Genomic DNA, 10,745 nt, shown 5'->3' with positions numbered 1-10,745 from the left:
ATGATCAGACGCTCTCTTTCTCAAAACAGTTTTGTGCTGATCTCAAACGAGCAAAACAGAAAGCAGAGAGAGCAAAAGCAATTTGGCAACAAAGCCAACCTATTAAAAACACTTTAGCAGAAACCTATTTACGTATGCGGGGTATTACATGTGATTTGCCTGCTGATTTACGCTTTTACGACAAATGTTCGCACCCCTCTGGGGTTACACTGACCGCGTTGGTGGCTCTTGTTAAGGGCGCTGGCTCTTTCGCCATTCATAGAACCTTTTTACAAGCCAATGGTTGCAAAACAGACCCAAAACCAGCAAAAGCCATGTTGGGATCTGTAACAGGTGGTGGGGTGCATTTAAGCCAAGCCAATCCAAAACATAAGGAATTATTTAACAAACTTTAGAGCTTTTATGCTGTTACAACTATCTTCGTGAAATTTATGAAGACAAAACCCAAAAGGCGGTCGGCCTACAAAACGCTATGAATAGCTCACCTTGGTGAAAAATCATAGGACCACACAATAGAGAAATCTCTTTTGACAGTTTTTCAAGCCAATCGCTCAACGCTCTTTTTAGTGACATTCTCTTCATTGCTCTTTTTTCAAAGAAAATGATCAGAGTTCTTCTTACAAAGAGTTTTGTTGCTTTTGGAGAGTTATTCCAATGTTTATGTTATTTTTTTAATAATAAAAAATAAAAAACATTATATTTTAATATTTTTGTTTAGGATCTTGAGCTACTCTATGGAAATTTCTATTTTTGTAAAAAATCCAAACGTGCAACAGCATGGTAAAATATATTTTTATGACGTTGGTGATGATCTCAAGAGAAAAGAAAAAAACCTTACGATAATAGGAGTCATTTGGGAGTATTGATGGTATTAAGTGAATATCAGCTACAATATCATTGGGATTTATATTACTCGTAATTGGCATTTTGGATGCATGGCTCATTTGTTCTGCGAATTATTGGACTTGAATGTTTAATCTATAAAGCCCAGTATTGATGATATTAGAATAAAAGCCATCTTGATTTGTAAGTTTAATCGAATGCAAATTGAGAACATTCGATATAATAACAAGCGTATGCTTCTTAGCTAGCCCCTTTTAAGTAAGATAATAAGTCCACCTGCCATACTGTTTTGATTGGGGTTGAGCTCAGCTTTATAATAAACATCAAGCTTAAAAATACCGTTCGCTTATTTTGAGTTACATCAAACTGAAATACCTATAATTCTTTCTCATCAAAAATCTTGAATAAAAAAGGCAAGTTGCTGCTTAAATTACTGCTAATATCAAAAAAATCAAAGCCAATTTTGCCACCATCTTTGACACTTTTAGTATATAAGATCCCGATACATGAGACAAGCACCATATCGTCCTTCCATCGGTATGTCCTATATCTATTCACGAAACATAGCTGCTTCAGAGTGGGAAATACTATATATTTGTAGCAATTTCTTTTAATTGATTCATATCAAAATACAAATCCGATACCTTTTGGCAAAATTTATCAAGATAAATAAACAATTCATCAGAGAGAGATATCTTTTTTTCTCGAATTCTCATTAAATCCTCAGTTTTATTATTTAACGGATGCGCTTCAAAATTACTTGCACGATTTCCTGCTAATTTGGTAGGCATATAATGATTTATGATGTTACAAAAACTACAATCTAAAGGGCCTGAAACATTACTTCCAACCATACCAACGTAGTTATTTTTATTCTCAAAACACTTATATAATTCTTTAATATTACTTGCAAATGGCTTATAGACAAAAGCATTATAGCCATATTCGTGAATTTTTTCATAACCACATTTCACGAATGTCTCATCAGCGATATTTAAGAAACCCAAATCTGGAATTTTTGAAGGAAATTTCACAGGCTGTTCTATTCCAAACAAATTATTCTTATCTATCCTATCAATAAAATAATTCCACTGCTCAAAATTAATACTTGCATTGAAATCAATAATAAATTTTACATTTTTGTTTTCATTAACAATTGCAATTGTATCATCCAAATACTGATTCGATGATTTCAATTTTATCAAATCGTAATTACGTATCTCATCATCAATAATTGCACCTATTCCTATCGTTTTAATAGATTTCATTAATCCAGAATTAATAATTTTAGCCATTTCAACTTTTTTAAAAAAATCTTCCAACCCAAAGAAATAGCTTAAAGAATTTGCAAAGTGTTTACTTTTATTTATTGATCGTTCATTTACAGATTTTATAAAATCGTCCGGCATTTCTCCGTGACTAGGTGACAATGGCAACTCCATAGCAAAGGGCGAAATAACTTTATCCTGAGCAGTAAATAAAATTATCAGTTCTGTTTTTTCAACTAACACACCAGAAGAACTGTGAAAAGAATCCGATAGTTTATATTTATTGGTGTAAACTCTGATGCGTATATCCATATTTTATCTCACAGCCAGAAAAAAAATCCCGTATCATATTTAACTGAAATCTATTCTCATACTTTTTTCTATTTTCAAAATTAACTAAAATGAACTCGGGAGTAGCGATACGTATTAGAGCTAACACTTCTGCCAAATCGAATCTCTCCGATAAAGTAATCGTCACACTATATGGTACGCTATCTTTTTTCATACATTCTATGTTACGCACCCACGTTTGTTTATATTTTTTACTGTCTAGATTTCTTATCTCTGAAATAACATCTGTGCCTATTTGTATCCCTAAAAAGAACGGATTACTCTTTAATAGCTTCAAATATGGTTGAATATAGATGTGCCCCCCTGTTGCAATCCGAAAATATTTTTTGCAAATGAGACACATACAAGTATATTTATGAAGTAAATCATAATCGAGCTCAAAAGGCTCTCCACCAGAAAGAATAATAAAATCAGATTTTATGTCATTTATTGTATATAAAGATTCAGGCAACGCGTCATCTCTCACCATATATTCCATCGAATACGGACAATGATTGCAGCCCGCACTGCAATTTTCATTACAAATTACAATATTATCGCCCATGAAATTTCTTATTCAAGTTCATATAATCCAATACTAATTGTTTCATGAAAATATTTTGGTATAGAGAAAGATCAGAAATTTTTTTAGCCACAAACGCTTTTATCATTGGTAAAGCTTCATCCTTTGATATAGACAGCAAATGAGAAATATAGTCTATCCGTTCTTCTAAATTGAGAGATAATCTTGGACTGGTGAAAAATGTTAAGATATCCAATTCCGGACTGGCTTCTTGACATAAATCCCAATCCACTACCATAAAAGAACTATCAGAAGTAACAATGATATTATCAGGATGTAAATCTCCATGTGATAAGATTATATTCTTGCTTAATCGATCTTGAAAGATCTTATTGATTTGATCAATAATCGCCTTTTGATGTAGCAAATCCATTTGGCTCAATACAGTACCCCGGATAAACTCCCATTCGACTATTTCATCGCAAAGTGTTATCAAATTTGGTGCAGGATAGAGACTTTGTCGAAAAGAGCCATCCTTGATGTTTTCATTAATGCACGATGCTTCCGGATAAATTTGCCCATAGCAAAACTCTTGATGCTTGCGTTTCAAGAAATGTTGTTTTGACGATTGTGCATTTTCAGGCTGTAACCAAATGATTTCTTGTTTTCTGACAAAAATAATTAAAGCAGACACCCCAAAAATCACAGCCATAATCACTGCCAACCACAAATTAGCTTGCCAGAATGTTGAAAAAACATGACCGTATAAAAAACTGAATGCAAAGGATACAACAGCTGTAATAATGGCTGTAAATGATAAAACAGTCGCGATAGCTTTGGGATCAATCAGTGAATTTATAAGAAGAGACGACAGATAAGATCGATAAGCAGATTTAAAAACACATAGCAGTAAAAATCCTAATATAAGAGCCGCAATGATTTGAAATGACATGAGAAAAAAAGCAATGGTTACCATACAACCAATCATTAAGACGGGAAAAATAGGATTTTGAAACTTTGAAAAATACTTCTGAAACAATATATTGGAACTTGCTGAAAAAAAATTCCCAATGATAAAAATAATCGAAACCAAAATAGCAGGTTGAAATGGCAAAAAATCAGAAAATGCGATAGAAACAGTTCGATTATTAACCAAAATAGCAAAAGCTGAAACTGCACTTAAAAAAACAAGAGTGAAGCGATAAGGGTTTTTGACTTCTTTACGGCTGGCGCACATAACTGTGAAAATACTCGGATGAGCGTTGATATGAAAACTATCTAATCCCTTCGTCAGTTTTGAAAACATAAAAATAGCAAAAATTAATGAAAGGATTTGAAAAATTACAGGCAATGCAGGATGCACATAATAAAGTATTCCCCCTAAAAAAATAAGTACCGTTGTCACACTATAGGTAACAGCAGCCACTTCGGACTTAACGGAAAACAGTGTGCGATGCTTTGGTACTACAGAAAAGAGTAAACTATCTTCCGCACCTGAGAAACAAGCGGCCGCTAATGTGATACACAACAAATAAGTGGCGTAAGCAAAATATGCATAATTCATAAAAAGAGCTAAAAAACCGCAAAGAAAGAAAAACAGCCCAGTATAAATAACGCGCTTACTTCCATAAACATCTGATAATAAACCCAAGGGGACTTCTAAGATCAAAGGAAGCAATAAAAAATAACTACCGATTAAAACAATATCCGCTTGCGACAAATGCAATTTTTCCGACAAAAAAAGTGGTAAAACAGCAACCACTAGAGCAGTAGACTTGCTAACGCTATAAATCTTAAATTGCTTAACCTTATCCACAAAATACCTTCCCACGACATCCGCTACATGCGCCAGATTCTTTCAAAGATTTTAAAACGCTTTGAGCAGACCAATCTATTGCCTCATAATTTTGTAGATTCCCAAAAGCTTCTGAATAAAAGCAATTTTTTAAATCTCCATTATAGTCCAATACCAAGGATCAAAATGGAAATAAACACATTAACGGCGACGAAACGTACGCAGAATTTTCGCCTAAGTAATAATTAATACAATTTACAAAATTTTGTGACGTCCATGAGATTTTCCTTTCTTGGAACTTTTTATCTATATAAATCTGGAGGGGGGATTCTTTCCTTGATAATTCATCTCTCAAATGAAAAAGTGAAGCGTTTGGCGGAAGAGTTTTGTTTCTTAAAGCCTTAGATCGATCCTTTGTATTATTTTTTCTAGAAAAACTAAATGACGACGTATCGAGCGGACTGAATCCGATATAATCGACATCTTTGCTTATACAAAAATCGATAAAATTAATAATATTTTCTAGAATCTCTTTGGTAACTGTCGCTCTTATTCCTATACTTTGCAGAGGTTGAAGATTCTTAACTGTTTCAATGTTTTTCCACACGCGATCAAATTTATTCGCCCCCCGTATATCATAATATCCTTGGACACTAGTCGAATCCATAGAAATAACAATTTCTTTTATGTCATACTGTGAAATCCATAAATTTTTATGCAATAAGATGCCATTAGTATTTAATTCAACGGGCAGACCTAGTTCATTCAACGTTAATAAAATATCTTTAAGCTTCGGATGCATTAAAGGTTCTCCCCCAGAAAGCATCACTGAGGCAGCTCCTTTTTCTTTCAACATTCTAAATAAGGGTATTAAACTTTCTGGAGTATGCCAATTTTTTTCCTTAATCCTCCAGCAATCGCACATGATACAAGGGCTATTGCAATTCTGGATAATATGTATAATAGGTGTTACAGGTACCCATAATTTTTTAAGATCAAAAATCGAATCTGACGCACTAATCAAGTTTTCCTTCTTTAAAAGAAAGCCATTCTTTTCTAGTTCTCTTAACAAGATTGAAAAATCTGATGCTAAAATCTCTGTCTCTACATTAAGCTTTGCCGCAACAGTTTCAATTTTCTGATTCTGTAAAAAACTGAATCAATTAAAATTATAACTGAATCATTAAGCACAATAGTCGAAAAATCATTTAATCTAGTTATGCTATTCTCGTCGAGATTAATACAAAACATTTCCCCTCCTAAATTGTTTCTTAATAATACAATGGATAAGGGCGCTGCAGCGCTCTTATCCTGTTTTTTTATTTTTTTCTATCTCACACCAATGGTTTATAACAAGTTAAAGTTGCACTGCTCACAGTGCCAATCACCTGCGGTTTTTTATATGACATAATATCCCCCTCATACTGTTATTATGTACTTTATTTATATTCAAGACAATTAGTATTTTATAAAAAGTTTACAACTTTATAATTGTAAAATCAATTTAACTGTATTACGCAATATTCAGTTTGGAAAACAAATTAGCCTATACCGGTATAAATCGAAAAACTCTTGTGCTCAGCTAATTTCCATTTTAATTAGTAAGTTCATTCAAAAAGTATTATTCCTGATTTCAATGGCTATTTCACTTAAATCGCAATAAGAAATATGCAATGTTCTGCTTTATCAAGTAATTTTAAAAAGATTTTTTTGGGCTGAAATAAAGAATAGTTGTTGCGTAAATCAGCTTCTCAGAAGAAAAATTTTTCAATTATTTTTCTGTTTTAATTGTAATTTTGTGAAATACTACTTGCGGTGAAATTACTTTTAAAAGAGGTTCTACTCGACGCCAAAATACAAACTTTTATTTCTTATTAAAGATACAATCATATTGATTTATAATGATAATTTAGCACTATTCATATCGAATAAGAATCCCAAATAACGTAGGATTCTCTCATTTCAAATCTGTGTATGGTTGAATCAACTAAAACCACTTGCTTGCACGTCACAAGCCGGCTTGTTACTTCATAAGCGTAAAGATGGTGGTGCTCAATGGCTTTATCGTTATACCATTCATGGTCGGCGCCGCGAAATGGGCTTGGGAGCGTTGCGAGATGTCTCTTTAAAACAAGCCCGTGAATTAGCAACAGGATGGCGGGCTGTTTTACGTGAGGGGCGTGACCCCATTAAAGAACGCAATAAACAAAAGCGTGAGGCAATAAGCAATCTTCATTACTTAAAAGATATTGCCGTAGATGCTTTTGAAAGCCGTAAAGCTGAATTAAAAAGAGATGGTAAAGCTTGTGATTGGTTTTTACCATTACGCCTTCATATTCTCCCTAAATTGGGCTGTCTGCCCGTTTCAGAGATTACGCAAACAGAGATACGCAATACCCTTTCTCCCATTTGGCATACAAAGGCTGTAATTGCTCGAACAGCATTGATACGTCTTAATCTTTGTCTCAAACATGCGGCTGCATTAGGTGTAGATGTTGATTTACAAGCTGTAGAAAAAGCAAAAGCTCTCTTAGGAAAACAACGCCATAAGGTCACTAATAGACCAGCGATGGATTGGAGAGAGGTTCCGGCTTTTTATAAAACACTCTGTGAAGCATCAAACATAACACATCTTGCTTTGCGCTTGCTTATCCTTACAGGGGTTCGCTCTAACCCTTTACGTCATATTCATAAAGATCAAATTGATGGGGATATATGGACCATACCTGCTGAGAATATGAAAGGAAAGCGTGATACAACAAAAGAATTTCGCGTCCCCTTATCATCTGAAGCATTAAAAGTAATTGAACAAGCCCGCTGTATTTCTAAAAGTGATTTCATCTTTTCACTTACCAGTCGTGGTCCTCTTTCACATACGATGATGGCGGCGTATATGAGAAAAAATAAAATTGAAGCCTGCCCGCATGGATTTCGTTCTAGTTTACGCAATTGGCTTGCTGAAACAACCGATGCCCCCTATGAGGTCGCTGAAACCATTCTAAGTCATACAGTAGGAGGACAAGTAGAACGTGCCTATCGTCGGACTGACTATTTAGAACAGCGCCGCGTTTATATGGATAAATGGGCGGCTTATGTCACAGGTCAATCTTAAGATATGGGGTGAATAACCCCATTATCTGTGGATAACTTTCTCTCTCTTCTCTCTCATTCTTTCTCAATAAGACTCATAAATTATCACATCAGAATTTATATGATAAAATATTGTTTTCTATAAATAAAATACCTTCAAAAATAAACCAAAATGTGCTTAATAAATAGGCATGATTTGTTTCTATTTTTTATAGTGAAAGGATTTTAGAATGACAGAAAATGATATTCTTTTAACAGACCGTGAAAGTGCAAAATTGCTTCATATGAGTGTCTCAACTTTCCGCCGTCATGTAACCAATGGCTCTCTCCCAAAACCTTTAAAATTTGGTTTTTTATCCCGTTGGTTACAATCGGATCTCTTAAATGTAATCGAACAAGCAAAACAGCAACGTTATAACGACGTGGCATAAAAAAAACCTTGTCACGTAAGGACGGACAAGGCTTTCTCAAACTCATCAATCTAGAGATAGCATAATCCGTCCTATGACGCAACGTTATAGGATTAAAAATGATGTGTTCTTTTAAGAATGCGCGGGGTATTACTCGTGCCTTGCGCGGGGTTTGGCATGGGCGTTATGGAACAGCCCGTTGCCCTGCTCATGATGATAGGCTGCCTAGCTTATCCCTTGCCAATGGACATGATGGGCGTCTTTTACTCTATTGTTATGCTGGCTGCTCTTTTAGAGAGATCATACAAGCGCTTATTAGAATTGGATTGCTTGGAAAACAAGCTTATGATCAGACGCTCTCTTTCTCAAAACAGTTTTGTGCTGATCTCAAACGAGCAAAACAGAAAGCAGAGAGAGCAAAAGCAATTTGGCAACAAAGCCAACCAATCAAAAATACTTTAGCAGAAACCTATTTACGTATGCGGGGTATTACATGTGATTTGCCTGCTGATTTACGTTTTCATAGCAAATGTCCACACCCCTCTGGGGGTACATTGCCCGCGTTGGTTGCTCTTGTTAAGGGGGCTGGTTCCTTTGCCATTCATAGAACCTTTTTAAAAGACAATGGCTGCAAAACAGATCAGAAACCAGCAAAAGCCATGTTGGGATCTGTAACGGGTGGTGGGGTGCATTTAAGCCAAGCCAATCCAAAACATCTGGTTATTTGTGAAGGCATTGAAACGGGGCTGTCTCTGCTGTCTGGGTTGTTATCAGAGCCCGTTAATTTATGGGCTTCTCTTTCAACCAGGGGCATGATGCGTGTGAATTTACCCCCTACAAAAGCCCGTCTCACCATTGCAATGGACGGCGATGATGCGGGGCGTAAAGCAGGTTTTAACCTAGCTGCACGTGCTTATAGCCAAGGCTTTGAGGTCTTTATGATGCAAGCTCCAAAAGGAACTGATTTTAATAACGTATTACTTTCTTAAAAGAGGGAAACTATGAAAGATAGTAATTTACAAAACAATAATGAAAATACTCCCGTCAATGATAACGATAATGTCTCTTTAAACGAAAATACTTGTTTAAAAGCCATTTCTTATGAACAAGCCTTGCAACAAAATGGTTGGGGGCAATTACAACCGATTGCTACGGCTCTCTTACCCGTCGAGCCTTTTAAAATATTCCTGCTTCCAACACCATTAATAAACTATGTTTATGACGTTGCTGATATTCAACAATCTTCTATCGATTTTGTTGCTGTTTCTGCTTTATGTGGATTGTCTGCTGTCATTGGAAATGGCGTGCGGGTTTCTCCAAAACAACATGCCAATTGGAAAATTGTTCCTAATCTCTGGGGTGCCATTGTGGGGGAACCTTCAACTATGAAAACAGATACCATGGAAGCTGCTTTAGCACCTCTTGATGTTTTTCAAGAGGAATGGCATCAAGAATGGTTAAAGAAGAAAAAACAGCAAGAAACAAAAGATATTCTTATTGAATTAGACAAAAGAGAAAAGAAAAAACAAGCCTACAAAGCACTCAAAGATCAAGACGAGGAACAAGCCCTTGCTCTTCTTTCTCAATCTCTTGAACATAAAGAAAGTGAGGAAGATGACACGCTTAATAAACGACGTCTTATTGTCAACGATGTGACCGTCGAAAAGCTTGGGGAATTGTTAAAAGAAAACCCCCGTGGTTTATTGTTGGTTCGTGATGAATTATCTGGTTTTTTATCCGATTTGGAACGGAAGGAATATCAATCAGACCGTTCTTTCTATCTAACAGCTTTTAATGGCAAAAAATCATACACCTATGACCGTATAGGACGTGGAACCATTTTTATTCCCAATGCAACCATTTCCATTATTGGGGGCATTCAACCTTCACGGATTATTCCCATTATTCAAGCAATGCACCATGGAACAAATAATGACGGCTTATTGCAACGGTTTCAAATGCTGGTGTGGCCCGATGAACGAAAAGAGCGGTTATGGGTTGATAGACCTCCCAATCAAAAGGCATGGGAAAGTTATCAAGGAATTTTTCGTTCTCTTTATGATAAACCATTAGGATCACCAAAACACCCTATTACCATACGCTTTTCTGCTGAAGCTCAAGAAATGTTTCGTGTATGGTGGGAAAATTTTCAAAGAACAATCAAAGGAGGTCATTTCTCATCAAGTTTACAAGCGCATCTTTTGAAAATGAATAAAACCATACCAACCCTTGCATTGATTTTTGAATTGAGTGAAGGGGGGCGTTTTGAAATCAATAGAGATGCCCTTGAGAGAGCCTTATATTGGGAAGAATATCTGATAAGCCATGCAAAACGTCTTTATGCGGCGAATGATACATTAACAGCAGAGCGTGCAAAATTAATTGTAGAGCGCTGTGATCTTTTACCCAATGTTTTTACGGCAAGAGATATCTATAGACGGTGTTGGAGATCTTTAAAAGACAATGGAGCCGTTAAGCAAGCTTTA

General features: G+C 35.5%; 8 protein-coding genes and 1 pseudogene. 5 read left to right on the top strand and 4 right to left on the bottom strand.

Annotation, left to right across the window (positions count from 1 at the left end; all coding sequences use genetic code 11):
• Positions 1–395, top strand: a pseudogene (locus tag ACFIL3_RS08085) (virulence-associated protein E); the annotation flags it as partial.
• Between the two features lie 1,035 nt (positions 396–1,430).
• Here ACFIL3_RS08085 and ACFIL3_RS08080 read toward each other — a convergent pair.
• The 4 genes from ACFIL3_RS08080 to ACFIL3_RS08065 all read right to left on the bottom strand — a co-directional run bounded on the left by ACFIL3_RS08080 (position 1,431) and on the right by ACFIL3_RS08065 (position 5,684).
• Positions 1,431–2,423, bottom strand: a complete 993-nt coding sequence (locus ACFIL3_RS08080) for a hypothetical protein (RefSeq protein ID WP_375613859.1) — start codon at positions 2,421–2,423, stop codon at positions 1,431–1,433.
• Positions 2,392–3,006, bottom strand: coding sequence for a hypothetical protein (locus ACFIL3_RS08075; RefSeq protein ID WP_375613858.1), 615 nt, complete (start codon positions 3,004–3,006; stop codon positions 2,392–2,394). The genes ACFIL3_RS08080 and ACFIL3_RS08075 overlap by 32 nt, the downstream gene beginning before the upstream one ends.
• Complete coding sequence (locus ACFIL3_RS08070; RefSeq protein ID WP_375612536.1) at positions 2,996–4,780, bottom strand: MFS transporter; 1,785 nt, start codon at positions 4,778–4,780, stop codon at positions 2,996–2,998. Before ACFIL3_RS08070 ends, ACFIL3_RS08075 begins: the two co-directional genes overlap by 11 nt.
• Positions 4,781–4,940: 160 nt before the next feature.
• The gene (locus tag ACFIL3_RS08065; protein WP_375682037.1) at positions 4,941–5,684 is read right to left on the bottom strand and encodes a radical SAM protein; all 744 of its coding nucleotides are present in this window, start codon (positions 5,682–5,684) and stop codon (positions 4,941–4,943) included.
• A 1,053-nt stretch (positions 5,685–6,737) separates the two neighbouring features.
• On the opposite strand from ACFIL3_RS08065, the gene ACFIL3_RS08060 reads away from it, so the two are divergent.
• The 4 genes from ACFIL3_RS08060 to ACFIL3_RS08045 form a co-directional block, all read left to right on the top strand.
• Positions 6,738–7,871 (top strand): tyrosine-type recombinase/integrase, encoded by a 1,134-nt coding sequence (locus tag ACFIL3_RS08060; protein WP_375682036.1) that lies wholly within the window; start codon positions 6,738–6,740, stop codon positions 7,869–7,871.
• A gap of 208 nt (positions 7,872–8,079) precedes the next feature.
• A complete protein-coding gene (locus ACFIL3_RS08055) occupies positions 8,080–8,280 on the top strand; it encodes an AlpA family transcriptional regulator (protein ID WP_007347430.1) in 201 nt (66 codons plus the stop codon).
• 98 nt (positions 8,281–8,378) lie between these two features.
• Complete coding sequence (locus ACFIL3_RS08050; RefSeq protein WP_375682035.1) at positions 8,379–9,248, top strand: toprim domain-containing protein; 870 nt, start codon at positions 8,379–8,381, stop codon at positions 9,246–9,248.
• A gap of 12 nt (positions 9,249–9,260) precedes the next feature.
• Positions 9,261–10,745, top strand: a 1,485-nt coding sequence (locus ACFIL3_RS08045; protein WP_375682034.1) for a YfjI family protein, incomplete at its 3' end; no start/stop codon positions are given.

It is taken from the genome of Bartonella sp. CE47NXGY, from assembly GCF_042195415.1.
Classification (GTDB): domain Bacteria; phylum Pseudomonadota; class Alphaproteobacteria; order Rhizobiales; family Rhizobiaceae; genus Bartonella.
This window is presented reverse-complemented; position numbering and strand designations above follow the sequence as displayed.